This window comes from Pseudomonas sp. 1L-C-7-B-C1 (assembly GCF_057291635.1).
In genome coordinates this window covers 66,587-92,317 of the sequence record NZ_JBXAWH010000008.1, presented here as the reverse complement: position 1 = coordinate 92,317, position 25,731 = coordinate 66,587, and the positions used below count along the sequence as shown (strand labels likewise).

The 25,731-nt window shown below is 62.7% G+C and carries 25 protein-coding genes; 11 read left to right on the top strand and 14 right to left on the bottom strand.

The window, feature by feature from the left end:
• Positions 1-36: 36 nt before the first annotated feature.
• On the top strand, positions 37-1,926 hold the full coding sequence (gene dxs / locus AC0Z8Z_RS14035) for a 1-deoxy-D-xylulose-5-phosphate synthase (RefSeq protein WP_485619496.1): 1,890 nt from the start codon (positions 37-39) through the stop codon (positions 1,924-1,926).
• Positions 1,927-1,993: 67 nt separating this feature from the next.
• Positions 1,994-3,877, top strand: coding sequence for a TonB-dependent receptor domain-containing protein (locus AC0Z8Z_RS14030; protein WP_485619495.1), 1,884 nt, complete (start codon positions 1,994-1,996; stop codon positions 3,875-3,877).
• 17 nt (positions 3,878-3,894) lie between these two features.
• Here the strand turns inward: AC0Z8Z_RS14030 and AC0Z8Z_RS14025 are convergent, their stop codons facing one another.
• The 11 genes from AC0Z8Z_RS14025 to nrdR form a co-directional block, all read right to left on the bottom strand.
• The gene (locus AC0Z8Z_RS14025; protein WP_485619494.1) at positions 3,895-4,695 is read right to left on the bottom strand and encodes a cobalamin-binding protein; all 801 of its coding nucleotides are present in this window, start codon (positions 4,693-4,695) and stop codon (positions 3,895-3,897) included.
• Positions 4,696-4,738: 43 nt separating this feature from the next.
• The gene (gene ribA, locus AC0Z8Z_RS14020) at positions 4,739-5,356 is read right to left on the bottom strand and encodes a GTP cyclohydrolase II (protein WP_163022095.1); all 618 of its coding nucleotides are present in this window, start codon (positions 5,354-5,356) and stop codon (positions 4,739-4,741) included.
• Between the two features lie 106 nt (positions 5,357-5,462).
• Positions 5,463-6,254: a substrate-binding periplasmic protein gene (locus tag AC0Z8Z_RS14015; protein WP_485619493.1), complete on the bottom strand. Its 792-nt coding sequence runs from the start codon at positions 6,252-6,254 to the stop codon at positions 5,463-5,465.
• An 11-nt stretch (positions 6,255-6,265) separates the two neighbouring features.
• Positions 6,266-6,775: a phosphatidylglycerophosphatase A family protein gene (locus AC0Z8Z_RS14010; protein WP_122536850.1), complete on the bottom strand. Its 510-nt coding sequence runs from the start codon at positions 6,773-6,775 to the stop codon at positions 6,266-6,268.
• Entirely contained in the window at positions 6,772-7,737 is a 966-nt protein-coding gene (gene thiL, locus AC0Z8Z_RS14005) for a thiamine-phosphate kinase (protein ID WP_485619492.1), read from the bottom strand. Before thiL ends, AC0Z8Z_RS14010 begins: the two co-directional genes overlap by 4 nt.
• 37 nt (positions 7,738-7,774) lie before the next feature.
• Positions 7,775-8,275 carry a transcription antitermination factor NusB gene (nusB, locus tag AC0Z8Z_RS14000; RefSeq protein ID WP_172609855.1) on the bottom strand — a complete coding sequence of 167 codons (501 nt, stop codon included), beginning with the start codon at positions 8,273-8,275 and terminating at the stop codon, positions 7,775-7,777.
• Positions 8,272-8,748 (bottom strand): 6,7-dimethyl-8-ribityllumazine synthase, encoded by a 477-nt coding sequence (gene ribH / locus AC0Z8Z_RS13995; RefSeq protein ID WP_485619491.1) that lies wholly within the window; start codon positions 8,746-8,748, stop codon positions 8,272-8,274. The genes nusB and ribH overlap by 4 nt, the downstream gene beginning before the upstream one ends.
• Before the next feature lie 147 nt (positions 8,749-8,895).
• The gene (gene ribBA, locus AC0Z8Z_RS13990) at positions 8,896-9,987 is read right to left on the bottom strand and encodes a bifunctional 3,4-dihydroxy-2-butanone-4-phosphate synthase/GTP cyclohydrolase II (protein ID WP_485619490.1); all 1,092 of its coding nucleotides are present in this window, start codon (positions 9,985-9,987) and stop codon (positions 8,896-8,898) included.
• 17 nt (positions 9,988-10,004) lie between these two features.
• A complete protein-coding gene (locus AC0Z8Z_RS13985; protein WP_485619489.1) occupies positions 10,005-10,676 on the bottom strand; it encodes a riboflavin synthase in 672 nt (223 codons plus the stop codon).
• 46 nt (positions 10,677-10,722) lie between these two features.
• Positions 10,723-11,862 (bottom strand): bifunctional diaminohydroxyphosphoribosylaminopyrimidine deaminase/5-amino-6-(5-phosphoribosylamino)uracil reductase RibD, encoded by a 1,140-nt coding sequence (gene ribD, locus AC0Z8Z_RS13980; RefSeq protein WP_485619488.1) that lies wholly within the window; start codon positions 11,860-11,862, stop codon positions 10,723-10,725.
• Between the two features lie 2 nt (positions 11,863-11,864).
• Positions 11,865-12,329 (bottom strand): transcriptional regulator NrdR, encoded by a 465-nt coding sequence (nrdR, locus tag AC0Z8Z_RS13975; protein ID WP_065988433.1) that lies wholly within the window; start codon positions 12,327-12,329, stop codon positions 11,865-11,867.
• 174 nt (positions 12,330-12,503) lie between these two features.
• Here nrdR and AC0Z8Z_RS13970 point away from each other — a divergent pair, with 174 nt between their 5' ends.
• The 3 genes from AC0Z8Z_RS13970 (at position 12,504) to trxA (ending at position 14,585) form a co-directional block, all read left to right on the top strand.
• Entirely contained in the window at positions 12,504-12,956 is a 453-nt protein-coding gene (locus AC0Z8Z_RS13970; RefSeq protein ID WP_485619487.1) for a hypothetical protein, read from the top strand.
• Complete coding sequence (locus tag AC0Z8Z_RS13965) at positions 12,953-13,609, top strand: class I SAM-dependent methyltransferase (protein WP_485619486.1); 657 nt, start codon at positions 12,953-12,955, stop codon at positions 13,607-13,609. The genes AC0Z8Z_RS13970 and AC0Z8Z_RS13965 overlap by 4 nt, the downstream gene beginning before the upstream one ends.
• A 103-nt stretch (positions 13,610-13,712) precedes the next feature.
• A complete protein-coding gene (gene trxA / locus AC0Z8Z_RS13960) occupies positions 13,713-14,585 on the top strand; it encodes a thioredoxin (RefSeq protein WP_485619485.1) in 873 nt (290 codons plus the stop codon).
• Between the two features lie 89 nt (positions 14,586-14,674).
• Here the strand turns inward: trxA and AC0Z8Z_RS13955 are convergent, their stop codons facing one another.
• A complete protein-coding gene (locus AC0Z8Z_RS13955; RefSeq protein WP_485619484.1) occupies positions 14,675-15,028 on the bottom strand; it encodes a hypothetical protein in 354 nt (117 codons plus the stop codon).
• Between the two features lie 174 nt (positions 15,029-15,202).
• On the opposite strand from AC0Z8Z_RS13955, the gene AC0Z8Z_RS13950 reads away from it, so the two are divergent.
• The 5 genes from AC0Z8Z_RS13950 (at position 15,203) to AC0Z8Z_RS13930 (ending at position 19,320) form a co-directional block, all read left to right on the top strand.
• Complete coding sequence (locus AC0Z8Z_RS13950; protein ID WP_172609863.1) at positions 15,203-15,781, top strand: DUF2796 domain-containing protein; 579 nt, start codon at positions 15,203-15,205, stop codon at positions 15,779-15,781.
• A gap of 63 nt (positions 15,782-15,844) precedes the next feature.
• Complete coding sequence (locus AC0Z8Z_RS13945; protein WP_485619483.1) at positions 15,845-16,555, top strand: ABC transporter ATP-binding protein; 711 nt, start codon at positions 15,845-15,847, stop codon at positions 16,553-16,555.
• Position 16,556: 1 nt separating this feature from the next.
• Positions 16,557-17,822, top strand: a complete 1,266-nt coding sequence (locus AC0Z8Z_RS13940) for an ABC transporter permease (RefSeq protein ID WP_108121501.1) — start codon at positions 16,557-16,559, stop codon at positions 17,820-17,822.
• Between the two features lie 25 nt (positions 17,823-17,847).
• On the top strand, positions 17,848-18,357 hold the full coding sequence (locus AC0Z8Z_RS13935) for a DUF3299 domain-containing protein (protein WP_485619482.1): 510 nt from the start codon (positions 17,848-17,850) through the stop codon (positions 18,355-18,357).
• A 276-nt stretch (positions 18,358-18,633) separates the two neighbouring features.
• A complete protein-coding gene (locus AC0Z8Z_RS13930) occupies positions 18,634-19,320 on the top strand; it encodes an OmpW/AlkL family protein (protein WP_485619481.1) in 687 nt (228 codons plus the stop codon).
• An 82-nt stretch (positions 19,321-19,402) separates the two neighbouring features.
• Here the strand turns inward: AC0Z8Z_RS13930 and AC0Z8Z_RS13925 are convergent, their stop codons facing one another.
• Both AC0Z8Z_RS13925 and AC0Z8Z_RS13920 read right to left on the bottom strand, forming a co-directional pair.
• Positions 19,403-20,332, bottom strand: coding sequence for an NAD-dependent epimerase/dehydratase family protein (locus AC0Z8Z_RS13925; RefSeq protein WP_172609866.1), 930 nt, complete (start codon positions 20,330-20,332; stop codon positions 19,403-19,405).
• Entirely contained in the window at positions 20,325-21,209 is an 885-nt protein-coding gene (locus AC0Z8Z_RS13920; RefSeq protein ID WP_172609867.1) for a sugar nucleotide-binding protein, read from the bottom strand. Before AC0Z8Z_RS13920 ends, AC0Z8Z_RS13925 begins: the two co-directional genes overlap by 8 nt.
• 189 nt (positions 21,210-21,398) lie before the next feature.
• On the opposite strand from AC0Z8Z_RS13920, the gene AC0Z8Z_RS13915 reads away from it, so the two are divergent.
• Positions 21,399-25,712, top strand: coding sequence for a DEAD/DEAH box helicase (locus tag AC0Z8Z_RS13915; RefSeq protein ID WP_485619480.1), 4,314 nt, complete (start codon positions 21,399-21,401; stop codon positions 25,710-25,712).
• The last annotated feature ends 19 nt before the right edge of the window (positions 25,713-25,731 follow it).

Genomic DNA, 25,731 nt, shown 5'->3' with positions numbered 1-25,731 from the left:
AAACTGCCGCCTCTTTTACTTATAACGATTCGCCTGATGCCCACGACGTTCAAAGAGATTCCCCGCGAGCGCCCGTCCACGCCCCTGCTCGACAAGGCAGTGACGCCGGACGGCCTGCGCCGCTTAGGTGAAGCAGAGCTTGAAGCCCTGGCGGACGAACTGCGCCTGGAGTTGCTCTACACCGTTGGCCAGACCGGCGGCCACTTCGGCGCCGGCCTCGGCGTCATCGAACTGACCGTGGCCTTGCACTACGTCTTCGATACCCCCGACGACCGGCTGGTCTGGGACGTCGGTCATCAGGCGTACCCGCACAAGATCCTCACGGGTCGTCGCGAGCAGATGTCGACCTTGCGTCAGAAAGGCGGTGTTGCGGCATTTCCGCGTCGCAGCGAGAGCGAATACGACACCTTCGGCGTCGGTCACTCCAGCACTTCCATCAGCGCCGCGCTGGGCATGGCGATCGCCTCCCGGCTGCAAGGCAGTGAGCGCAAGTCCATCGCCGTAATCGGCGACGGCGCACTGACCGCCGGCATGGCATTCGAGGCACTGAACCACGCGCCCGAAGTGAACGCCGACATGCTGGTGATCCTCAACGACAACGACATGTCGATCTCGCGCAACGTTGGCGGGCTGTCGAACTACCTGGCGAAAATTCTTTCAAGCCGCACTTACACGAGCATGCGTGAAGGCAGCAAGAAAGTGCTGTCGCGTCTGCCCGGCGCGTGGGAAATCGCTCGTCGTACCGAGGAATACGCCAAAGGCATGCTGGTGCCCGGCACGCTGTTCGAAGAGCTCGGCTGGAACTACATCGGCCCGATCGATGGCCACGACCTGCCTATCCTGATCGCCACCCTGCGCAACATGCGTGACCTCAAGGGTCCGCAGTTCCTGCACGTGGTCACCAAGAAAGGCAAAGGCTTCGCCCCGGCCGAGGTTGATCCGATCGGCTATCACGCGATCACCAAACTCGATCCGCTGAACGCGCCTGTCGTGCCTAAAAAAGCCGGCGGGCCGAAGTACTCCGGCGTATTCGGCCAGTGGCTGTGCGACATGGCTGAAGCGGACGAGCGTCTGGTCGGCATCACGCCCGCCATGAAAGAAGGCTCGGATCTGGTGGCGTTCAGCGAACGTTACCCGGAGCGCTATTTCGACGTCGCCATTGCCGAGCAGCACGCTGTGACGCTGGCGGCGGGCATGGCCTGCGAAGGCGCCAAGCCAGTCGTGGCGATCTATTCGACGTTCCTGCAACGCGGTTACGATCAGCTGATTCATGACGTGGCCGTGCAGAATCTGGACGTGCTGTTCGCCATCGACCGCGCCGGTCTGGTGGGCGAAGACGGCCCGACCCATGCCGGCAGTTTCGATCTGTCGTACCTGCGCTGCGTCCCCGGCATGCTGATCATGACGCCGAGCGATGAAAACGAGTTGCGCAAGATGCTGACCACCGGTCACCTGTTCAAAGGCCCCGCCGCCGTGCGTTACCCACGCGGCAACGGCCCCAATGCCGTGATCGAGAGCAGTCTCGAACCGCTGGAAATCGGCAAGGGCGTGGTTCGTCGTCAAGGCAGCAACCTCGCGATGCTGGTGTTCGGTGTTCAGTTGACCGAAGCGCTGATCGTGGCGGAAAAGCTCGACGCGACCGTGGTCGACATGCGCTTCGTCAAACCGCTGGATGAGGCACTGGTGCGCGAAATGGCCAGCAGCCACGACTTGCTCGTGACGATCGAAGAAAACGCCATCATGGGCGGTGCCGGCGCCGCGGTCAGCGAGTTCCTGGCGCGGGAGAACATTCTCAAGTCAGTGCTGCACCTGGGCCTGCCGGATGTGTACGTCGAGCACGCAAAACCGGCGCAGATGCTGGCAGAGTGCGGGCTGGATGCCGCCGGGATCGAAGCATCAATCAACCAGCGCCTGCTGAAGATGTAACCACTTGCAGGCGTGACCGAGGTGGCAGTCCACCCCGGTCACGCCTGCAAGTTATGCGATCAATCAAATGACCCTTTCCCGCGTCGCCCTTGCCTTCTCCCTCATCCCCGCCACGCAGGTCTTTGCCGATCAGCCTGATCGCGAAAGCGCCTTAAAGCTGGGTAACGTGCTGATCAGCGCCAATCGCCAGGTTGAGCAACGTTACGCCAGTAGCGCGGCGAACACCGTGTTCACCCGCGCCGACATCGAGCGGCTGCAACCGAGTAGCGTCACCGACCTGCTGAGTCGCGTGCCTGGCGTGCAAGTCGCTCCCAGCGGCGGTCGCGGGAGTCTGCCGGGAATTTTCATTCGCGGGACCAAGGCCGCGCAGAGTCTGGTGTTGGTCGATGGCCAGCGTATTGCCAATGCGACGTCGGCGGACAGTAACCTGCAATACCTCGACGTCGAGCAGATCGAGCGCGTGGAAGTGCTGCGCGGGTCACGTTCGGTCATCTACGGCGCTGACGCCATTGGCGGCGTGATCCAGATCTTCACCCGACGGGGCGCCGAGCAAGGCCTTCAGGCACGCCTGCATAAGGGTTTCGGCAATCGAGGTACGCAGCAGCAGAGCCTCGGCCTGTCGGGCGGCGATCAGCAGACGCATTTCAACCTCAGCACCAGCCTGGATCAAACGGCAGGCATAGACCGCACCGGCCCGTCCTTCGCCAGCGATGACGACCACGACGCCTACCGCAATAAATCCCTGAGCCTGAACCTCAGCCACTGGCTCAGCGACGACGTGGAAGTCGGCTTCAACGCGCTGGATAACCGGGGCAAGACCGAGTTCGACAACCCGTTCGGTCTGTTCGACCCGGTCACGTTCGATACCGTGGGGCAGCAGCAGTACAGCAAGTTTGACCTGAGCAGCCTCGGCACCTACGTCGATGCCCGCATCAACCAGACCTGGAAAACCCGCCTGGAGCTCGGCCATAGCGAAAACCGCGAGAAGACGCTGGATAAGTTGAGCGACGATCACTACGTGTTCAACACCTACCGCAACTCGGTCAATTGGCAGAACGATCTGACCCTGGACGAGCGCAACAGCCTGATGCTGGGCGGCGACTGGTACGAAGACCGCGTCAACAGCAGCACGGCGTTCGACGAGGACAGCCGCTGGAACCGCGCGGCGTTCATTCAGCATCGTTTCAAAGGTGAGCACTTTTCGACCGAGCTGGGCCTGCGCCACGATCAGAATGAGCAGTTCGGCAGTCAGAACACCTGGAGCGGCACGCTCACCGTGCCGCTCAATGACGCCAACGATGTGCTGCTGTCCTACAGCGAGGGCTTCCGAGCGCCGACATTCAATGACCTGTATTACCCGGACTTCAGCAACCCGAATCTCAAACCAGAGCATTCGAAAACCTACGAACTGCAATGGCGCAGTCGCCTGAGCGACACGGCTCGCCTTGAGGCCTCGCTCTATCGCACGGACCTGCAGGACGCGATTGCCCTCGACAGCGACTTTCGCCCTGAAAATATCGGCTCGGCACGGATCAATGGTTTTGAAGCATCCCTTGAGCAGCAGTTGTTTGGCTGGACCGGCAAGCTAGGCGCGTCGGTCATCGACCCACGTGACCGAGACACCGGCCATATGCTCAACCGTCGCGCTCGCCGCACTTTGAATCTCGATCTTGATCGGCAGTTTGATCGCCTCGGCGTCGGCGCCAGTTGGCAGGCCGTCAGTGACAGCTACAACGACGAGGCCAACACCCAGCATATCGGCGGCTACTCGCTGTTCGGTTTGCGCAGCAGCTGGAAAGCCAGCGACGAAGTGAAGCTGGAGTTCAAGCTGGATAACGCTCTGGACAAACGCTACAGCCGCACGCTGTACAGCTTCGATGGCAGCAATTACGGCTATCGCGAAGAGGGTCGGACGTGGATGTTTGGCGTGACCTGGACGCCGGAGCTGTAGATTTGCAGCCGCCTGATCTAGCGATCTGGCGCCACCACGCGGCACAACTTTGCCACCGCGCCCACCATCTGCCCGCTGGCTCGTTCCAAGCCGTTATCGGGCACGGCAAACAGGCGACCTGCTTTCACGGCCTTCAACTGCGACCAGGTTTTCCATGCCGGCAACAACGCAGCGTCGCTGGCCAGAATAACGTCCGGGTCACGCTGCAGCACTGACTCGAGACTCACCTGCGGCGCCGGCAGGGTCAGGTCATCGAAGACGTTACGCGCGCCGCAGACGGTCAGTGCATCACTGATGATCTGCCCGCCGCCTACGGTGTAAAGCGGCTGATCCCACACCTGGTAGAACACCTTCAGCGGCACATCACGCCGATAGCGTTCACGCAATGCGGCCAATCGCTGACGGAAATCGTTCGCGGCCTGTTGTCCACGGTCAGCGCGGCCAAGGCGCTCGCCCATCTGTTCGATCTGATCAGCCAGCTCGTTAAGCGTGTGGGGCTCGGCGGTGTAGGTGGGAATGTTCAGGCGCTTGAGTTGATCGCGCTGGGCCGCGCTGACGCTGCCGGGCCACAGCAGCAGAAGATCAGGCTGCAAACTGAGCAAACCCTCGATGTCGAGCTGGCCGTATCGACGCACCGAAGGCAGGCCCACTACTTTTTGCGGGCGCGGGCCGCCGTCCAGCACGCCGACCAACAGATCGGCGGCATCCAGTTCGATAACGATTTCGGTAAGAGAGGGTGCGAGGCTGACCACCCGCTGGGCAGCGCTGGCCTGAAAGGCGATCAGCAACAGCAGGCAGCCAATCAGTGGGCGCATCAAGCGTCTCCAGGCCGCATCGGGCGATAGCAGAGACTGCCGAGTGTCACGCCGGATCGACTTCGCTCTGATGCTCGTTGCCCATCATGTGACCCAGCTTGCCGGCCTTGGTCGCCAGATAGAGCTTGTTGTGCGGATTGTGGCCGGTGTGCAGCGGCACGCGCTCGGCGACGGTGATGCCCATGTCGGTGAGCGCTTTGACCTTGCGCGGATTATTCGTCATCAAACGCAGAGACTTGATGCCCAGATGCTCCAGCATCGGCAGGCAAATGGCGTAATCACGCTGGTCCGCGGCAAAGCCAAGCCGCTCATTGGCTTCAACGGTGTCGGCACCGCCGTCCTGCAATTCATAGGCGCGAATCTTGTTCATCAGCCCGATGCCGCGGCCTTCCTGGCGCAGGTACAACAGCACGCCACGGCCTTCAGCGGCGATGGCGCGCAACGCCGCTTCAAGTTGGGAACCGCAATCACAACGCTGACTGAACAGCGCATCACCGGTCAGGCATTCGGAATGCACACGACCGAGCACCGGGGCGCCATCCGACACATCACCGAGGGTCAGTACGACGTGCTCGCGACCGTTTTCCTGCTCGAGAAAGCCGTTCATCTTGAAAGTGGCAAAGGGGGTAGGCAGCTTGGAAGCCGCGACAAATACGACGGGCACCGGGTGCTCCTGATCAGTATGAGGGCTGGAAATTCGCAACATTGTAACAGCAGGTTCCGAGAGACGCTTAGGCTGAATTGTTGGCCAATCAGATCAACACGTTTGATCAGTGACTGACGCCAGCGCGAGGCTGAGCATCCTCTGCATCGAACGGATACGGATGCTTCCAGCGCGCAAAGATTGGCCGAAGCCTGCCGCTGGGCACCAGTTTGCTCATGCGCGCATCAAATAGATCGCGCAGCGCGCGCCCTCGTGGGTTGTCCGCGAAGCTGAGATACAAAGGAATGGAGGTGAGATAGGTCAGCCGATAACGCTGAGGATCGTCGCTTTGGGCAAGCACGAAGTCCATTTCCGGTTTGGCGTCGATATACAGATCCGCACGCCCGTATTCGAGCATCGACAGAATGTGATCGCGCCTCGCGACCTCGTTGAAGTGCGTCACGTTGGGCAGGTAGTGCTGATACTCGTAGCCACGGACCCAGGCCAGACGATATCTGCCCAACGTCTGCAGCGAAGGCAGCGGCTTGGACGCCAGACCCAGCGTGTAGATTTCGTCAGTGTCGTAGTGCCACTTGGAATAGAGCGTGCCCTCGACCTCATCCTGATAGGCGGCGATCCAGGCATCGGCCTCCCCGCGCTGCACCAGCCCCACCGCGCGGGTATAGGGCTCGATGCGCTGCTCCACCTTGACGCCGGCCGGTTCGAAGATCTCACGCATCAGATCCCAACCCAGACCGGTGCCATCGGTTTCGGTGTAGCCAATCCAGTGCTCGCTCACCAGCAGGATGTCGGAGGGCTTGTCGGGCATCAGTGCGGGGGTTGCCGCATCGGCGGTCGCCCAGACGCTTGTCATCAGCAACCAAACAGCGAGCAGCCATCCCACACCTGAACGCCTCATGAGCGCAGCCCCTACATCACGGCCCACAGCCAGACCAGTCCCTGCATCGCCAGCCACGCGAAGACACCGGCCAGGACATCATCAAGCATGATGCCGACGCCGCCGTGTACGTGCTTGTCGATCCAGTGAATAGGCCAGGGCTTGAGAATGTCGAAAAAGCGGAACACCAGAAAACCGACCAGCAGCCAAGGCCAACCTTCGGGCACCAGCCACAAGGTAATCCACATCCCGACCATTTCGTCCCAGACGATGCCTTCATGGTCGTGGACGCGCAGGTCGTCCGCCACTTTGCCGCACAGCCAGAAGCCGAACAGGATGGTCAGGCCGAGTACCAGCCAGTAGCCCCAGTCGGGCAGCATTTGCCACAACGGGATAAAGGGCACAGCAACCATTGAGCCCCAGGTGCCGGGCGCTTTGGGCAGTGTGCCGGAGCCGAAACCGAAGGCTAGGAAATGCCACGGATTGGTCCATACCGACGGAGGAACGTTTTCCGCCGGGACCTGATTAGGATGATCTGTCACCGTGTCTCCTGAAAGTGTTGATAGCCCCGAGTCGACGGGGTGACGTCCTGCCCAAGTGCGTCAATCAGCGCCACACCGTGACCTTCGACGACTCGGCCCAGAACGAAAACAGGCAAGCCGGCGGCCTGCAACTCAGCCAGCCATGATGGCGGCAGCGTGAAGGCCAGTCTGTAGTCATCGCCCCCACTGAGCGCGGCATTCAACGCCGCATCAGGCCCGAAAAATCTCAGCAGCGCGTCAGACATCGGCACTTGGTCGCGCTCAACAAGCAAGCGTACGCCCGATGCCGTGGCGATGTGTCCGCAATCGGCGAGCAGGCCGTCGGAGATGTCCAGCGCCGCGCTGGCCTTGCCGCGCAACGCGATACCCAACTCGAACTGCGGCTGTGGCGACCAGTAGCGCGTCAGCAAGGCCTGAGTGGTAGACGCCTCGGTGCTGCGCTGGTTCAACACCAACGGCAGCGCCCCGGCCGCGTCGCCCAGGGGACCACCTACGCACAGCAAATCGCCAGGCCGTGCGCCGCTGCGGGTCAAGGCCTTTCCGGTCGGGACGGTACCGAAGACAGTAAGGGTCAGGCTCAGAGGCCCGCGTGTCGTGTCGCCGCCAACCAAGCGCAGGCCACAGCCCTGGGCCATGGTGTTCAAACCGCGGGCGAAAGCTTCCAGCCACTCGGCGGAAACCTGCGGCAGGGTCAGGGCAAGGGTAAATGCGAAGGGGCTGGCGCCCATGGCGGCCAAGTCGCTGGCCGACACGCCGAGAGCGCGCTGGCCGAGCAAGAAAGGATCGCAGACGTCGGGGAAATGCACCCCGGCGACCAGCGTGTCAGTGGAGACGGCGAGTTGTTCGCCAGCGGCCACCGACAACAAGGCGCAGTCGTCGCCGATCCCCAAGGCAACGCCTTCGCCGGGCTGCGCGCAGGGCGCAGCGGCAAAGTAATTGCGGATCAGCTCGAACTCGCCCATGGCGGAGACGCTCAGGTTCTGGAGAAACCCAGAAGCCTCAGCGCTTGTACGCCTTCACTTCGACTTCGCGCAGACGCGGAGCCAGCTTGTCGAGCACGCCGTTGACGAACTTGTGGCCATCGGTCGAACCGTAGACTTTCGCCAGCTCGATGCCTTCGTTGATGACCACGCGGTACGGCACGTCGATGCGCTCCAGCAGTTCCCAGGTCGACAGGCGCAATACCGCCAGCTCAACCGGGTCCAGCTCTTCAATGGTCAGGTCCAGACAAGGGGCCAGCGCTGCGTCGATCTTGTCCTGATTGGCCGGGACACCGTGGAGGATGTCGTGGAAATAGCTCGCATCAACGGAAGTGAAATCGTTGTCGACGCGAAACTGTGCTTCGATCTCGTTCAGCGACTGGCCAGCCATATGGCGCTGGTACAGGGCCTGCATGGCCATCTGGCGAGCCGCACGGCGCTTCTCGCTTTTCGATGGTTTGCCAGCATCGGCCGCACGTGGATCACGCGGGTTGAACTGATCGCTTTCGTCGTTAATCACTTGGCCTCCAACTGCGCCAACAGGCTGACCATCTCGATGGCGGACAGGGCAGCTTCAGCGCCTTTGTTGCCGGCCTTGGTGCCGGAGCGCTCGATCGCCTGCTCGATGGAATCGACTGTCAGGACGCCAAATGCGACGGGCACGCCGAACTCCATGGACACCTGGGATAGGCCCTTGGTGCATTCGCCAGCGACGTATTCGAAGTGCGGGGTGCCGCCACGGATGACGGCGCCGAGCGCGATGATGGCGGCGAATTCGCTGCGTTGAGCGACCTTCTGCACAACCAGCGGGATTTCGAACGCGCCCGGTGCGCGGATGATGGTGATGTCGCTTTCGCTCACGCCATGGCGAACCAGGGCATCAACGGCGCCGCTGACGAGGCTTTCGACGACGAAGCTGTTGAAGCGGCCAACCACCAGGGCATAGCGACCTAGGGGGGCGATGAAGGTACCTTCGATGGTCTTCAGGGTCATTCGGCTGAGTCTCGTGTTCTCGTATTAAAGAGCATGAAAGCGCGCATCGGGCGCGCGCTTTCAGGGATTTTAGGCCACGAATCGGGCGACTGCAGGGACAAAACCACCAACGGCTGAGCGCTGTCGGGACCTGTCACCTGCCGGTCTTTATTCGGAGGGCACGTATTCTACAACTTCCAGATCGAAACCGGATATCGCATTGAACTTCATTGGCGAACTCATCAGGCGCATTTTGCGCACGCCGAGGTCACGAAGGATCTGCGAACCGGCACCGACGGTGCTGTAAGTGGTTGGGGTCTTGATCGGTGTGCCGCCGGCGGTTTCACGCACATGGGCCAGAACCGTGTCGCCATCGAGCGGGTGACCGAGCAGCAACACAACGCCGCTGCCAGCCGCTGCCACCGTGGCCATGGCCGCGCGCAGGCTCCAGCGGCCGGGCTGTTTGACCATCAACAGATCGCGCAGCGGGTCCATGTTGTGCACGCGAACCAGCGTGGCTTCTTCCGCGCAGATCTTGCCCAGCGTCAGCGCCAGGTGCACGTCGCCCTCGACGGAATCGCGATAGGTCACCAGATTGAAATGGCCCAGTTCGCTGTCGAGGGGCTGCTCGGCAATCCGCTGAACGGTACGTTCGTGGATCATCCGGTAATGGATCAGGTCGGCGATGGTGCCGATCTTGATGTTGTGCTCGGCCGCGAAAGCTTCCAGCTCAGTGCGGCGGGACATGGTGCCGTCGTCGTTCATGACTTCGCAGATCACGCCGGTCGGTTCGAAACCGGCCATGCGCGCCAGATCGCACGCCGCTTCCGTATGGCCTGCGCGGGACAGTGTGCCACCGGCCTGGGCCATCAACGGGAAGATGTGGCCCGGGCTGACGATGTCTTCGGCTTTCGCGTCCTTGGCTGCAGCCGCCTGAACGGTACGCGCGCGGTCGGCGGCGGAAATCCCGGTGGTCACGCCTTCGGCGGCTTCGATGGAAACGGTGAACTTGGTGCCGAAGCCCGAGCCATTGCGCGGCGCCATCAACGGCAGTTTCAGGGTTTCGCAGCGCTCGCGGGTCATCGGCATGCAGATCAGGCCGCGGGCGTAACGCGCCATGAAGTTGATGTGCTCGGCCTTGACGCACTCGGAGGCCATGATCAGATCGCCTTCGTTCTCGCGGTCTTCGTCATCCATGAGGATGACCATCTTGCCTTGGCGAATGTCTTCAACCAGTTCTTCGATGCTGTTGAGCGCCACGCGGCACCCCCTTCGATTCAGGATTTGAGGTAGCCGTTGGCGGCCAGAAAGCTTTCAGTGATGGTGCCGCCCTGGGCCGGCGTCGGATCGGCCGCTTTGTCACCGAGCAGTAAACGCTCGAGGTAACGCGCCAGCAGGTCGACTTCCAGGTTGATCTTACGGCCCGGGCGGTAGTCGCCCATGATGGTTTCGGCCAGCGTGTGCGGCACGATGGTCAGCTCGAACTCGGCGCCGTTGACCGCATTCACGGTCAGGCTGGTGCCGTCGACGGTGATCGAGCCCTTGTGAGAGATGTACTTGGCCAGCTCGCGGGGGGCGCGCAGGCGGAACTGGATCGCTCGGGCGTTTTCTTCGCGGGACAAGACTTCGCCGACGCCGTCGACGTGGCCGCTGACCAGATGGCCGCCCAGGCGGGTGGTCGGGGTCAGGGCTTTTTCCAGGTTGACCCGGCTGCCGGTTTTCAGATCGACGAACGCAGTGACGTTCAGGGTTTCGCGGCTGACGTCAGCCCAGAAGCCGTCGCCTGGCAGTTCAACGGCGGTCAGGCAGACGCCGTTGACCGCGATGCTGTCGCCCAGTTTGACGTCGGAAAGGTCGAGCTTGCCGGTCTCTACGTAAACGCGGACGTCGCCGCCTTTCGGAGTGATGGCGCGGATGCTGCCGATGGATTCGATGATGCCGGTAAACATGGGTGCTCCTGGAAAACAGGGCCAGCGCTGAACGCGAAAGCCGGAATTATACGCCGGGGTGCGACGCCGGTATCGCAATGACTCGCCAGTCATTGCCGACCGCGCGCATTTCAACGATCTTGAGTTCGAGCGCTTCGCTCATCTGCGCCAGCGGCAGGTCCAGCAACGGCCGCGCCGACGAACCCATGAATTTGCCCGCCACGAAGATCTGGAATTCATCCACCAGGCCCAACCGGGTAAACGCGCCGGCCAGTTTGGGACCGGCTTCGACCAGCACGTCATTGACGCCCCGGGCCGCCAGTTCAACCAGCAACTTGCGCAGGTCGACATGCCCGCCACTACTTGGCAGCGCCAGCATGTCGTGGCCTTCGTCGTGGTAACGCTCGCGGGCCGAGGCTGCCGCACAGGTCACCACCAGCGCATTGCCCGCTTTAAAGAACGGCGCATCAAGGGGCACCCGCAAACGCCCGTCGACCAACACGCGCAACGGCGGTCGGGTCGCGGCCAGGGCGGTGAGTTCGGCGTTCAGGCCCAATTCGTCAGGCCGCACGGTGAGCCGCGCGTTGTCGGCCAACACGGTATCGGCGCCGGTCAGCACCACGCTCGACTGCGCACGCAGGCGCTGCACAGCGGAACGCGCTTCGGGGCCGGTGATCCACTGGCTTTCACCGCTGGCCATGGCCGTGCGTCCGTCGAGGCTCATCGCCAGCTTGACCCGCACGTACGGCAGGCCGTGTTCCATACGCTTGAGAAACCCTTTGTTCAGCGCCCGCGCTTCGCTTTCGAGCACGCTGCTCTGCACCGCGATCCCAGCGTTCATCAGGCGCAACAGGCCACGGCCGGCGACGTCGGGATTGGGGTCTTGCATCGCGGCGACCACACGCGCGACACCGGCGTTGACCAGCGCGTCGGCGCACGGCGGCGTGCGGCCATGATGACTGCAGGGCTCGAGGGTGACGTAAGCGGTCGCGTCCTTGGCCTTGTCGCCCGCCTGGCGCAGGGCATGCACCTCGGCGTGGGGTTCACCGGCGCGCACGTGCCAGCCTTCGCCGACGATGGCGCCATCACGCACGATCACGCAGCCGACACGCGGGTTGGGGTGCGTCGAGTAGACGCCCTTGCGCGCCAGTTCCAGCGCCCGCGCCATATAGGCTGCGTCGAGCACGCTTTGCTCTGTGGAGGTCATGCTCACTCTTTAACCGGCTCGCGGGCCAGCCGGTCGATTTCTTCGCGGAATTCGTTGAGGTCCTGAAACCGCCGATAAACAGAAGCAAAGCGGATGTAAGCCACTTCGTCGAGTTTTTGCAGTTCGCCCATCACCAGCTCACCGACGATCAGCGATTTGACTTCGCGCTCGCCCGTCGCGCGCAGCTTGCTTTTGATATGGGCCAGGGCCGCTTCCAGCCGCTCGACGCTGACCGGGCGCTTTTCCAGCGCACGCTGCATGCCGGCACGCAGCTTCTCTTCGTCGAAGGGCTGACGACTGCCGTCCTGCTTGATCAGCCGGGGCAGAACCAGTTCAGCGGTTTCGAATGTCGTGAAGCGTTCTTCGCAGGCGACACATTCGCGGCGGCGGCGAACCTGATCGCCTTCAGCAACAAGGCGCGAGTCAATGACTTTGGTGTCGTTGGCACCGCAAAAGGGACAGTGCATGGTGGCAGGCAACAAAAAAAGGGAGGGCCATGGTAGCGCATCTCGCTGGCAAGACAAGTCCGGGGCTTTAAGGTATATAGACGCGCATCTAGTGCGGTGAAACCCGCTGCACTCAGCGATACTGCGCCATCCCGCGCCTATCTCGCCCGCCTTCTGCTTTTTCTGGAGCTGTTCATGACGCTACGTACGCTTGCTGTAATCAGCCTTGTGGGCTTGCTCGCTGCCTGCAGCACGGCCGAGGCGCCGAAACCTGCCGCGCCCGCCAAGCCTGCCCCTAACGCCATCACGCTGCCGGAAGGGCCAGGTCCGTTGCAGCCGTTTCAGCGCGAATTGAGCGGCCAGCTACTGGGTGTGCCGGCCGGCGCAGAAGTCGAGCTGGCGCTGCTGGTGATCGACGATCGCAACCGCCCGCAGAAGCTGCTGACCAGCACCAAACTGATGGGCAACAACCAGTCGCTGCCGTTCCAGTTGCGCTTCAATCCGGAAGCTTTCCCGGTCGGAGCGCGTGTCGAATTGCGCGGTCGCGCCAGCAAGTCGGGTCAGTTGATTCTGCATCTGCCGTCCGTGCTGATCACCCAACCCACCACTCAGGCGCTGGGTCAGCTGCAATTCGCTACCGCGCCGTGACCGCCCCGCTCCACCTCCAAGCCGCATTGAGCGAGCTGCTGGGCGATGCTCAACTGGTCGCCGAAGCGCTGCCGGGGACGGACCTGAAGTTGTGGCTGATCGACGCGAACAACATGGATCGCGCGTTCAGCCCCGAGGAAACCCGGCGCATTCTTGAAGACCCGCCTTACTGGAGTTTCTGCTGGGCCAGTGGCCTGGCGCTGGCGCGCTTTCTCGCCGAGCAGCCGCACTGGGTCGCGGGCAAGCGGGTGCTGGATTTTGGTGCAGGCTCGGGTGTCGCAGGCATCGCGGCGATGAAAGCCGGCGCTTTTGAAGTAGTTGCCTGCGATCTCGATCCGCTGGCGATCGAGGCCTGCCGGGCCAACGCCGAGTTGAATGGCGTGACACTTGAATATTCGGGCGACTTCTTTGCCGAGGAAGATCGTTTCGACCTCATCCTGGTGGCGGACGTGCTGTACGACCGCGCCAACCTGCCGCTGCTGGATCAGTTTCTCAGTCGTGGAAAACAAGTGTTGGTGGCTGATTCCCGAGTGCGGGACTTTCAGCACCCCTTGTATGAGCGGCTGGGAATTCTGGAGGCGCTGACGCTGCCGGATCTGGCCGAGCCGTGGGAGTTTCGCAGGGTGATTCTTTATCATGCGACCCGGTCATGACTTGCTTCGCGCCTGCAATTTAGCGACAGGCATCAACCCCGCTTCCGACAATCCCCCCAGCCCTTTATAGTTCGCGCCATCAAGCCTTTTTTCGAGACCCGCGATGAGCCAGGACAAGCCGTATATCTTCGATGCGACCACCGCCACTTTCGATCAGATGGTCATCGAGAATTCCTTTCACAAACCCGTGCTGGTGGATTTCTGGGCCGAGTGGTGTGCGCCGTGCAAGGTGCTGATGCCGCTGCTGCAGCAGATTGCCGAGAGTTATCAGGGCGAATTGCTGCTGGCGAAGGTCGACTGCGACGCTGAACAGGACATCGTGGCGCGCTTCGGCATTCGCAGCCTGCCCACCGTGGTGCTGTTCAAGGACGGCCAGCCGGTCGATGGGTTCTCCGGCGCTCAGCCTGAATCGCAAATCCGCGCGCTGCTTGAACCCCATGTGCAGATGCCGCCGCCAGCCGCCGCCGACCCGCTGAAAACCGCGCAGGCGATGTTCGCCGAGAGCCATTTTGCCGAAGCCGAAGCGGTCCTGCAGACCATCCTCGCCGAGGACAACACCAACGCCGCCGCGCTGATTCTGTATGCGCGCTGCCTGGCTGAACGCGGCGAGCTGACAGAAGCGCGCACGGTGCTGGATGCGGTTGAAGGGGATGAGCACAAGGCCGCGCTGGCCGGGGCAAAGGCGCAATTGACGTTTTTGGCTGAAGCCGCCGCCTTGCCTGACGTCGCTGACTTGAAGTCGCGCCTGGCGCAGAACCCGCAGGACGATGAAGCTGCGCACCAGTTGGCGATCCAGCAATTGTCCCGCCAGCAATACGAAGCCGCGCTGGAAGGACTGCTCAAGTTGTTCATCCGCAACCGCGGCTACAACGAAGGCCAGCCGCACAAGACGCTGTTGCAGGTGTTTGACCTGCTGGGGAATGATCATCCGCTGGTGACGACGTATCGCCGTCGGTTGTTTGCAGCGCTTTACTAGCCTTCCCGGCTGAAGCCGGTCCTTTGATAGACCGAGCCCGTCCCAAGGAATGTACGCGGTCCCACACGGGTCCAAAACGCCCGTGTGTATCACTCAACCCAGTGATACACCGGCGTGTCGCCCTGGCTTTCCACTTTCACATTAGCGCTGTGGCGCATCCGCACCATCAGGCGTTTGCCCGCAGCGGTGCTGCCCGACAGACCTTCCAGCTGACCGAGCAGATCCGGCCCGGTCAGGTGACCTGCCTTGCGCAGCAGTGCTTGAGCGATATCCCAGACAGCATCGTTGCGACTGGCCGCCGGCTTGACGGGGGTATCAGCGGGCGCAGACGTTTCCTGCACCTGCGCGCCCAGCTGAATGCCCAGCCGAGCCCAGTCGGCGTCGTCCATTTCCACAGTCAGATCCACCGGGAGATCGCCGACAGTTCCACGGATTCGCAGCATGGGGTGTGTCCTTTGATAAGGCGGACCGGCATGGTCCCACAGGAATTGGCGACCTGCACGCGATCCCTGACAGGCCACGCTCCTACAAAGCTGATTGAAAAAGTTAAGAAACGGCGCAACACATTGTTATAAGATCACATAACAACTTTCAGACTTGCCCTCGGAGCTTCCCCCATGCGTCGTTTGCTGCTCGCCCTGCCCTTCGCCTTGATGCCCCTCGCCGCTGCTCAAGCGGCCGATGAACATGACCACGATCATGAGCACGGCAGTCTCGGCGCGCATGTGCACGGTGTCGCGCGGCTGGATATGGCGCTGGACGGTCGCACGCTGGAACTGGAACTCGACACCCCGGCCATGAACATCGTCGGCTTCGAGCACCCGGCAACCACTGCCGCTGACAAGATGACCCTGGCCCTGGCGAAGGAAACGCTGCTCAAGCCCCACGCGCTGTTCAGTCTCCCGGAAGGGGCCGGGTGCACCGCCACCAAACAGCGTGTGGAAAGCACGCTGTTCGGCGACAAGGATGACGACGATCACGACCACGCCGATGGCGACGCCGCTGAACACGAGCACAGCGAAATTCACGGCCACTATCAATTCACCTGCAGCGCGCCGAATGTGCTCAACAAGCTTGATCTGACCCAACTGTTCAAAAGCTTCCCGGCCACCCAGACCATTCAGGTGCAACTGGTGACACCGAAACGCCAAATGGGCGCTGAAGTGCGTCCGAGCAATCCGGTGGTCAAGTTTTAACCAGCCCCGTTTCTACAACGGCCGGGCTTCCCGGTCGATCACTTTTCAGACGCACGTGTGGTCATGACTCAAGCGCTCATTGAACTGTCCGAACTCGGCTTCAGCTGGCCGGGGCACCCGCAGCTGCTGGACATTCCGGCGTTTCGCCTCGATGCCGGCGAAACCCTGTTTCTCAAAGGCCCCAGCGGCAGCGGTAAAACCACGCTGCTGGGCCTGCTGGGCGGTGTGCAGCGCCCGAGTCGGGGCAGCGTTCGCCTGCTCGGTCAGGAGCTGACGCAGCTCTCGGCCGGGGCGCGGGACCGCTTTCGTGTCGATCACACGGGCTACATCTTTCAGCAGTTCAACCTGCTGCCGTTTTTGTCGGTGCGCGAGAACGTCGAGCTGCCGTGCCGCTTTTCCACACTACGCACGCAGCGGGCAACGCAACGCCACGGCAGCGTCAACAAAGCGGCTGAAAGCCTGCTCGCTCACCTGGGCTTGAAAGACCCCGAAATGCTCAGCCGCCGCGCTGATTCGCTGTCCATCGGTCAGCAGCAACGGGTTGCTGCCGCTCGCGCCCTGATCGGCCAGCCGGAACTGGTGATCGCTGACGAACCGACGTCGGCGCTGGATGCCGACGCCCGGGAAGCCTTCATCCAGTTGCTATTCGCTGAATGCCGGGAGGCCGGCGCCAGCCTGTTGTTCGTCAGCCACGATCAGAGCCTGGCGCCGCTGTTCGATCGCAACCTGTCGCTGGCCGAACTCAATCGCGCCGCCGTCGCTGCAGAGGTTTGAGATGTATCTTCTTCGTCTGGCGCTGGCCAGCCTCGCCAACCGCCGCTTCACTGCCTTCCTCACCGCGTTCGCCATCGCACTCTCCGTGTGCCTGCTGCTGGCGGTCGAACGGGTGCGCACCGAAGCGCGCGCGAGTTTCGCCAGCACCATCAGCGGGACGGACCTGATCGTCGGCGCGCGCTCGGGGTCGGTCAACCTGCTGCTCTACTCGGTGTTCCGGATCGGCAACGCCACCAACAACATTCGCTGGGACAGCTTCGAACACTTCGCCAACAGCAAACAGGTGAAGTGGGCGATCCCGATTTCCCTCGGCGACAGCCACCGCGGCTATCGCGTGATGGGCACCAACGAATCGTATTTCGAGCATTACCAGTACGGTCGTCAGCAACACCTGGAGCTGGCCGACGGCCGACCGTTCGCCACCGACCCGTTCGAAGTGGTGCTCGGCGCGGAAGTGGCCGACGCGCTGCATTACAAGCTCGGTGACAAGCTGGTGCTGGCCCATGGCGTGGCGACGGTGAGTCTGGTCAAGCATGACGACAAGCCGTTCACCGTCGTTGGCATTCTCAAACGCACCGGCACGCCGGTGGACCGCACGTTGCACATTAGCCTCGGCGGTATGGAAGCGATTCACATCGACTGGCACAACGGCGTGCCCGCCCAAGGCGCCGGGCGTATCAGCGCCGACCAGGCACGCAACATGGACCTCACGCCCACCGCCATCACCGCCTTCATGCTGGGGCTGAACAGCAAGATCGCGACCTTCGCCGTGCAGCGCGACATCAACGAGTTCCGGGGCGAGCCGATGCTGGCGATCCTCCCCGGGGTGGCGCTGCAGGAGCTGTGGAGCCTCATGGGCACGGCTGAAAAAGCGCTGTTCGTGATTTCGCTGTTTGTCGTACTGACCGGGCTGATCGGCATGTTGACGGCTATTCTCACCAGCCTCAACGAGCGGCGTCGGGAGATGGCGATCCTGCGCTCGGTGGGCGCACGGCCTTGGCACATCGCCAGTCTGCTGGTGCTGGAAGCCTTCGCCCTGGCGCTAGGAGGTTCGGTTTGCGGGCTGGCGCTGCTTTACATCGGCATCGCCTCCGCGCAGGGTTACGTGCAGGCCAATTACGGTTTGTACCTGCCGCTCTCCCTGCCAAGCACGTACGAATGGACCCTACTGGCAGGTATTCTCGGCGCTGCCGTATTGATGGGCACCGTGCCCGCATGGCGAGCCTATCGTCAGTCGCTGGCAGACGGGTTGTCGATTCGTTTATGAGGTCGTTGTGATGCGGATGGGTTGGATGCTGTTGATGATGCTCGTCGCGACGCCGTTGTGGGCGCAGGACCTACGCGTGCTGACGTGGCAGGAGATGATCCCGCCCGACGCGCCGCCGGTGAAGCTGATCACCACGCCGATGCACAATCTGTCGAGCATGGCGGATACGCTGTCAGTCGAGTCCGCGCCCGCCGCTCATCAATTGGCGCCCCACGCGCCGGTGGTCAAGTCGCTGGACGGCCAGCAAGTGCGGCTGCCGGGTTACATCGTGCCGTTGGAAGTCAGCGAGGAAGGCCGGGTGACCGAGTTTCTGCTGGTGCCCTACTTCGGCGCCTGCATCCACGTGCCACCGCCGCCGCCGAATCAAATCGTCCACGTGACCAGCGAATTGGGCGTCAAGGTGGATGAGCTGTACCAACCCTACTGGATCGAAGGCCCGATGCAGGTTAAACCGTCGACCAGCGAGTTGGCCGATGCCGGTTACCAGATGGAAGCAGACAAGATTCTGGTGTACGAAATGCCGGATGAGCAGTAAGGGTCGTTAGCAGAAGGCGCATTGCGGACACGCGCAGTCCTCGTGGGAGCGAGCTTGCTCGCGAAGGGGGCAAGACAACCGCTGCACTTCTAGCGCCTGGACCGCCGTCTTCGTGAGCAAGCTCACTCCCACAAAGGCTGTGTTTACGCCGACTCGGGCGTCGACCCTACTATCATGAGCCGCCTTAATTAACGTTTTCATTGAGCCAGGTCAAAAACCGCGAACTAGACGCTTCGTAAGATAGGGCATAACTTTTTACGCCCTTACGGAGCCCCCATGCACAAGTCCCTGCTCAGCGTGCCCCTGCTCGCGCTTGCACTCGGTGTCCCCCTCGCTGCTCACGCCCACCAGGCCGGTGATTTTATTATTCGCGCCGGTGCCGCCACCACGGCGCCCAACGAAGAAAGCGGAAACCTGAAGCTGGACGGCACCAAAGTCCCGGGCACCAAAGCGACGCTGGACAGCGACACTCAACTGGGCCTGACCTTCGCCTACATGCTCACCGATCACGTGGGCCTTGAACTGCTGGCGGCAACGCCCTTCCAGCACACAGTCGCCGTCAAAGGCCTGGGGCCGGGTCTGGATGGCAAGCTGGCGGACGTGAAACAGCTGCCGCCTACCCTGTCGCTGCAGTACTACCCGATGGACGCGACGTCGAAATTCCAGCCCTATGCCGGTGTCGGCGTGAACTACACCTGGTTCTACGACGAAAACCTGAGCAGCGAACGCAAGGGCCAGGGCATGAACAACCTGCACATCAAGAACTCCTGGGGCTGGGCCGGACAGATCGGCGCGGACTACATGCTGACGGACAAGATTATGGTCAACGCTGCCGTCTGGTACGTGGACATCGACACCCAAGCCACGCTGGACGGCCCGTCTGCACTGGGTGTCGGCCGGACCAAAGTGAACGTGGACGTCGATCCGTGGGTGTATATGGTCGGCGTGGGCTACAAGTTCTAAGCGCTTGAAGTTCGAAGCGCTTGCGCCCGAACGAGCAAGCACAAAAAAGGCACCTCCTCGGTGCCTTTTTGCTGCGCGGGATTCAGCGCCCCAGCAGTCGCGCCAGCCCGACCTTCAGCGGCGTCGGCTCAGGCACTTCAAAGCGCTCAAGCAAACGCTGATTGCTCGCCCGGGAATGCTTGATGTCCCCTGATCGCGCCGGCAGGTAACTCACCGGCGGCAGATCGCCGACCACCTCGGCAAGGGCTCCCAGCAATTCATTCAGCGAGGTAGTGGCGTTCAGGCCGACATTGACCGCGCCCTCTGCCACCGTCGGCATCTCGATCCCCTGCACGACCAGGTCAACCAGGTCCTCGACGTAGAAGAAGTCGCGGGTCTGCTCGCCGTCACCGAAGACGGCAATCGGCAGGCCGTTTACCGCACGCTCCGCGAAGATGCTGATCACGCCGGAGTACGGCGATGAAGGATCCTGGCGCGGGCCGAAGATGTTGAAGAAGCGGAATACGACAGGCTCGAAGCCGTGCTGACGGCGATAGAAATCGAAGTAATGCTCACCGGCCAGTTTGTCTGACGCGTAGGGGGTCAGCGGTGCTTTGGGGGTGTCTTCGGTGATGGCCTCACCTTCGCCGTTGTTGCCGTACACCGCAGCGCTTGAAGCAAACACCACGCGTTTGATGCCGGCCTGGCGCATTGCTTCGCAGACATTCAGCGTGCCGATGAAATTGCTCTGGTGCGTTTTCACCGGATCATCCACCGAGGCCTGCACCGACGCGACGGCAGCCAGATGCGCAACGGCCTGACAACCCACCGCCGCCCGGGCCACCAGCGCGGCATCGGCGACATCACCTTCGATCAACTCCACGCGCGGATTGTCCAGCGGCAGATTACTGCGCTTGCCAGTGGACAGGTCGTCGAGGATGCGCACGGCGTAGCCTTTGGCGAGCAGCGCGTCGGTCAGGTGCGAACCGATGAAACCGGCGCCGCCGGTGATGAGGACAGGAGCATCAGACATGGCGGTAATAGCGGTCCAGTAGGTTGGGCAAGCCAGCACGCCAGGCGCGTGGCTTGATACCGAAAGTGTGGAGGATTTTCTTGCAGGCGAGCACGGCGTTCTGCGGCTCTTCGGCGGCATCCGGACGCGCGGCGTGGGCTTGCGCAGTCGGCGTTTCGATCGCCAGCGGGCGCAGCAGACGGGCTTCGGTCAACACGGCCTGACCAAACGCCAGTGGCGTGGTCGCTTCGTGGCCGGCGTAGTGGTAAGTGCCCCACAGCGGCGCGGCGCAATCGAGCTGCTTGAGCACCGAAATGATCACTCTCGCGGCATCGTCGACCGGGGTCGGATTGCCCCGACGGTCGTCCGCCAGCAGCAATTCACCGGGTGATTCGGCGCGGCTGAGAAAGCGCCCGAGTACGCCTTCGGCGCTGTCGTCGAGCAACCAGCCGAAACGCAGCAGCACATGCTGCGGGCAGGTGGCGCGCACGCTTTGCTCGATGCGCCATAAAGCCTGGCCACGGGAACCCAGCGGAACGGGCTCGTCTTTCTCGCTGTAAGCCGTCGCCCGCGAACCGTCGAACACGCGGTAGCTGGACGGCTGAACGAGGACGATGTTGTGGTGCTGGCACAGTTCGGCGAGACGCTCGACGGAGCGTTCCTGATTATCCAGCCTGTCAGCGCTTACCCGCTCCGCCTGAAACCAGTCGAAGTAATAAGCGAGATTGATCAAGGCATCCGGGCGGGTGTCATCGAGCAGTTGCGTCAGGCTTGCCGCATCCCATCCGTCTTGCGGTGGACGCGGCGCGAGGAATCCAATGTTCTCCTCGGCACCCAGACGAATCAACGCCTGCCCGAGGGCATTCCCGCCGCCCAGTAGCATAAGGCGCATTCGCATAGAGTCAGCAGGCTCAGTCTTCAGGTCGATTAAAAATAGGTGAAAAACGTCCGCAAACATAACACGTCGACGGGCAAGTCCCAACAGCCTCGGGCGCGCCGGACTGCGTGAAGCTGCTGAAGCGCCGCCGATCACTCGGCCCGGTATCTACCTCTTGCATCTGCCTGCCTGCGCCCGCATTAATTAGCGATGAACCTTCTCCAGACACCCGACCCGGTGCTCGACGCCTTTCATCCGGCGGTCAGCGCGTGGTTTCGCTCCACGTTCCCGGCCATTACTGCGGCCCAGGCCCAGGCGTGGCCGCTGATCAAACGCCGCGAGTCCACGTTGATCGCCGCGCCCACCGGCTCCGGTAAAACCCTGACCGCCTTTCTGGCGGTCATCGATGATCTGGTGCATCAAGGGCTGGAGAGAGGCGGCGAGCTGCCCAACGAGACGTTTGTCGTTTACGTTTCGCCCCTGAAAGCGCTATCCAACGACATCCAGATCAATCTGCAAAACCCGCTGGCGGGCATCACCGATCAATTGATTCAGCAAGGTCTGCCCGGGCTGCGAATCACCACCGCTGTGCGCACCGGCGACACGCCGCAGAAAGAACGCACGGCGATGCGTAAAACTGCGCCGAACATTTTGGTGACGACGCCGGAATCGCTGTACGTGCTGCTGGGCTCGGATTCCGGGCGGCGCATGTTGTCGAGCACGCAGACGGTCATCGTCGACGAAATTCACGCCATTGCCGCCGGCAAGCGTGGCAGTCATCTCGCCCTGACGCTGGAGCGTTTACAGGCGCTGTGCGCAAAACCGCTGCTGCGCATCGGGCTGTCGGCGACGCAGAAACCCATCGAGCGAGTCTCGCGTTTTCTGGTCGGCAGCGATCCGGTCAGCCGACCGTGCGCCATCGTCGACATCGGCCATGCGCGACCTCGGGATCTGGCCATCGAAGTGCCGCCGGTGGCCCTGAGCGCCGTGATGTCCAGTGACGTCTGGCAACTGGTCTACGACCGGCTCGCCGTGCTGGCGCGAGAGCATCGCACCACACTGATTTTCGTCAACACCCGGCGGCTGGCCGAGCGCATGGCGCGGCATCTGAGCGAGCGGCTGGGCAAAGAGGCGGTCGCCGCGCATCACGGGAGCATGGCCAAGGAACAGCGGCTCGACGCCGAGCAGCGCCTGAAACGCGGTGAGCTCCAAGTCCTGATCGCCACCGCTTCGCTGGAGTTGGGGATTGATATCGGCGACGTCGATCTGGTCTGCCAGATCAGCTCGCCCCGCTCCATCGCGTCCTTTTTGCAGCGCGTCGGCCGTTCCGGTCACCACGTAGGCGGCACGCCCAAGGGACGGCTGTTTGCTGTGTCTCGGGATGATCTGATCGAGTGCGCGGCGCTGCTGGATTGCGTGCGGCGCGGCGAGCTCGACACGCTGGTCATTCCCAAGGCGCCGCTGGATGTGCTGGCGCAGCAGATCATCGCCGAGGTCAGTTGTCAGGAGTGGCAGGAGCAGGACCTGCTCGCGCTGTTCCGCAAGGCTTCGCCCTACGCCGAAGTCGACGAAACTCATTATCAGGCGCTGCTGAGCATGCTCGCCGAGGGTTACAGCGGGCGTCAGGGCGTGCGCGCGGCGTACCTGCATCGCGACGCGGTGACTCGCACGTTGCGTGGTCGGCGCGGCAGCAAACTCACGGCAGTCACCAGCGGCGGCACGATTCCGGACAATGCCGATTACAGCGTGGTCCTCGAACCTCAGGCGCTGAGCATCGGCACCGTCAACGAAGACTTCGCCGTGGAAAGCGTGGCAGGGGACATCTTCCAGCTGGGCAATACCTCTTACCGGATTCTGCGGGTCGAGTCCGGGCGCGTGCGGGTCGAGGACGCCCACGGCATGCCGCCGAACATTCCGTTCTGGATGGGCGAGGCCCCGGGGCGCAGCGACGAGTTGTCTTTTGCCGTCGCACGCCTGCAGGCCGACATCGACCAGCAGCTCAGCGCCCACCCCGGCAATCTTCAGGCCTGCACGGACTGGCTGATGAAAAGCCTGGGGCTGGATCTGGCCAGCGCCGAACAGATCATTGAATACCTCGCCCGCGCGCACTCGGCCCTGGGCGCGCTGCCGTCACAGGACACGCTGGTCATCGAGCGCTTTTTCGATCAGTCCGGCGGCACGCAACTGGTGATTCATTCCCCGTTCGGCAGCCGGGTCAATCGCGCGTGGGGATTGGCGCTGCGCAAGCGCTTCTGCCGCACCTTCAATTTCGAATTACAGGCCGCCGCCAGCGAGGACGCCATCGTGCTGTCGCTGTCCACGACGCATAGTTTTGCGCTTGATGAAGTCTGGCGTTATCTCAACGCCGCCACTGCCGAACATTTACTGATTCAAGCAGTGCTGGATGCGCCGTTGTTCGGCGTGCGCTGGCGCTGGAACGCCGGTGTCGCATTGGCCCTGCCGCGTTACACCGGCGGGCGAAAAGTGGCGCCTCAGTTGCAACGGATCAAGAGCGACGACTTGATTGCCACGGTGTTTCCGGACCAGATCGCCTGCCTGGAAAATCTGGTGGGCGAGCGGGAAGTGCCGGAGCATCCGCTGATCGAGCAGACCCTGGACGATTGCCTGCACGAAGCCATGGACGCCGAGAGCTGGCTGAAACTGCTGCGGCGCATGGAGAACGGCGAAGTGCGTCTGGTCAGTCGCGATCTGCCCGCGCCCTCGCCGCTGGCGGCGGAAATCCTCAACGCCAAGCCGTATGCGTTTCTCGACAACGCGCCGCTGGAAGAACGTCGCACCCAGGCGGTGCTCAATCGGCGCTGGAGCGACCCGGAATCCACCGACGATCTCGGCGCGCTGGATGTCGAGGCGATCAAAGCGGTCGCTGATGAAGCCTGGCCGCAGCCGCAAAACGTGGATGAGATGCACGAGGCGCTCATGAGCCTGGGCTGCATCACCGGCGTGGAGGCCCGCGAGCACGGCGACTGGATGAAATGGCTGGAAAGCCTGGCCCGCTCGGGTCGTGGCACGCGCTTGCAGGTCACCCCGGAACAGGCGTTGTGGATTCCGCTGGAGCGGCTGACCTGTTTGCAGGCGCTCTACCCCGCTGCGGAAATGCACCCGCCGTTGGCGGCACTGGCCGGGTTCGACGAAGCGTGGAACGAGGACGAAGCGCGGGTTGAAATCGTGCGTGCGCGGCTGAGCGGTTTCGGCCCGCTCACCGTCCCGGCCATTGCCGAGCCGTTGGCGCTGACACAGAACGAGGTCGCTCAGGCGCTGGCGCAGCTGGAGAACGAAGGTTACGTGTTGCGCGGCCAGTTCAACCCTGACGCCCGCGAGGAACAATGGTGCGAGCGGCATCTGCTGTCGCGCATCCACCGTTACACGGTCAAGCGCCTGCGCCGGGAAATCGAGCCTGTGTCGCTGCAAGACTTCACTCGATTCCTGTTCGACTGGCAGCATCTGTCTGCCACGACCCAAAGCCAGGGCAAAGCCGCGCTGCCGGAAGTCGTCGCGCAACTGGAGGGTTTTTCGTCAGCCGCAGGCGCGTGGGACAGTGATCTGCTTCCGGCGCGCTTGAAAGACTATTCATCGATCTGGCTGGATGACCTGTGTCGGTCCGGCAAGGTGGTGTGGATGCGCCTGACCAGCCGCAACAAGGTTGGCAGCGCTGCGTTGCGCAGTACGCCGATTGTGCTGCTGCCCCGACCTCAGGTTCGCCTGTGGACCGGGCTGACCGAGCAGCCGGCGCCGACCGAATTATCCCTGCGCGCGCAGAAGGTTCATGAGGTGTTGTCGAGCCAGGGTGCAATGTTTTTCGACGAGTTGACCGGCGAGGCGCACTTGCTGCGGGCCGAGCTGGAAACGGCGCTGCAGGAGCTGGTGGGCGCCGGGCTGGTCAATGCCGACAGTTTCGCCGGGCTGCGGGCGCTGATTACGCCGGCGAGCAAGCGCACCAGCCACACCAGCCGACGCAATCGCGGTGCGTTCATTGGCGGCATGGACGACGCCGGACGCTGGGCATTGTTGCGTCGCGCGCCGGCGAAGGAAGAAGGCGCGTCGCAAAGGATCGACAGCGACACGCTGGAGCATGTCGCCATGACCCTGCTGCGTCGATACGGCGTGGTGTTCTGGCGCCTGCTGGAGCGCGAGGCGGATTGGCTGCCAACCTGGCGCGAGTTGCTGCGCACCTTCCATCGGCTTGAGGCGCGCGGAGAGATCCGCGGCGGGCGCTTCGTGGCAGGCCTGGCGGGTGAACAGTTCGCGTTACCCGAAGCCATCCCGTTGCTGCGCGAAGTCCGCAAACGTCCGCTGGACGGCAGCTTGATTGCCGTCAGCGGGGTCGACCCGCTCAATCTCGCCGGGACGCTGCTGCCCGGCACGAAAGTCCCGGCGATTGTGGGCAATAAGCTGGTTTACCGCGACGGCATCCCCATCGCCGCCATTATCGCCGGCAAGCCGCAGTACTGGGGCGAGATGGATGAGGCGCTGATGCTGCAGGTGCGCGATCGGTTGTTCAGATAGGCGCAGCCGAGTGGGGCGT

Bases quoted from the DNA above. Each gene is read 5' to 3' on its own strand.
- dxs (WP_485619496.1), top strand. From the start codon at position 37: ATGCCCACGACGTTCAAAGAGATTCCCCGCGAGCGCCCGTCCACGCCC.
- AC0Z8Z_RS14030 (WP_485619495.1), top strand. From the start codon at position 1,994: ATGACCCTTTCCCGCGTCGCCCTTGCCTTCTCCCTCATCCCCGCCACG.
- AC0Z8Z_RS14015 (WP_485619493.1), bottom strand. From the start codon at position 6,254: ATGAGGCGTTCAGGTGTGGGATGGCTGCTCGCTGTTTGGTTGCTGATG.
- thiL (WP_485619492.1), bottom strand. From the start codon at position 7,737: ATGGGCGAGTTCGAGCTGATCCGCAATTACTTTGCCGCTGCGCCCTGC.
- ribH (WP_485619491.1), bottom strand. From the start codon at position 8,748: ATGACCCTGAAGACCATCGAAGGTACCTTCATCGCCCCCCTAGGTCGC.
- AC0Z8Z_RS13985 (WP_485619489.1), bottom strand. From the start codon at position 10,676: ATGTTTACCGGCATCATCGAATCCATCGGCAGCATCCGCGCCATCACT.
- ribD (WP_485619488.1), bottom strand. From the start codon at position 11,862: ATGACCTCCACAGAGCAAAGCGTGCTCGACGCAGCCTATATGGCGCGG.
- nrdR (WP_065988433.1), bottom strand. From the start codon at position 12,329: ATGCACTGTCCCTTTTGCGGTGCCAACGACACCAAAGTCATTGACTCG.
- AC0Z8Z_RS13970 (WP_485619487.1), top strand. From the start codon at position 12,504: ATGACGCTACGTACGCTTGCTGTAATCAGCCTTGTGGGCTTGCTCGCT.
- trxA (WP_485619485.1), top strand. From the start codon at position 13,713: ATGAGCCAGGACAAGCCGTATATCTTCGATGCGACCACCGCCACTTTC.
- AC0Z8Z_RS13955 (WP_485619484.1), bottom strand. From the start codon at position 15,028: ATGCTGCGAATCCGTGGAACTGTCGGCGATCTCCCGGTGGATCTGACT.
- AC0Z8Z_RS13950 (WP_172609863.1), top strand. From the start codon at position 15,203: ATGCGTCGTTTGCTGCTCGCCCTGCCCTTCGCCTTGATGCCCCTCGCC.
- AC0Z8Z_RS13945 (WP_485619483.1), top strand. From the start codon at position 15,845: ATGACTCAAGCGCTCATTGAACTGTCCGAACTCGGCTTCAGCTGGCCG.
- AC0Z8Z_RS13940 (WP_108121501.1), top strand. From the start codon at position 16,557: ATGTATCTTCTTCGTCTGGCGCTGGCCAGCCTCGCCAACCGCCGCTTC.
- AC0Z8Z_RS13935 (WP_485619482.1), top strand. From the start codon at position 17,848: ATGCTGTTGATGATGCTCGTCGCGACGCCGTTGTGGGCGCAGGACCTA.
- AC0Z8Z_RS13930 (WP_485619481.1), top strand. From the start codon at position 18,634: ATGCACAAGTCCCTGCTCAGCGTGCCCCTGCTCGCGCTTGCACTCGGT.
- AC0Z8Z_RS13925 (WP_172609866.1), bottom strand. From the start codon at position 20,332: ATGTCTGATGCTCCTGTCCTCATCACCGGCGGCGCCGGTTTCATCGGT.
- AC0Z8Z_RS13920 (WP_172609867.1), bottom strand. From the start codon at position 21,209: ATGCGAATGCGCCTTATGCTACTGGGCGGCGGGAATGCCCTCGGGCAG.
- AC0Z8Z_RS13915 (WP_485619480.1), top strand. From the start codon at position 21,399: ATGAACCTTCTCCAGACACCCGACCCGGTGCTCGACGCCTTTCATCCG.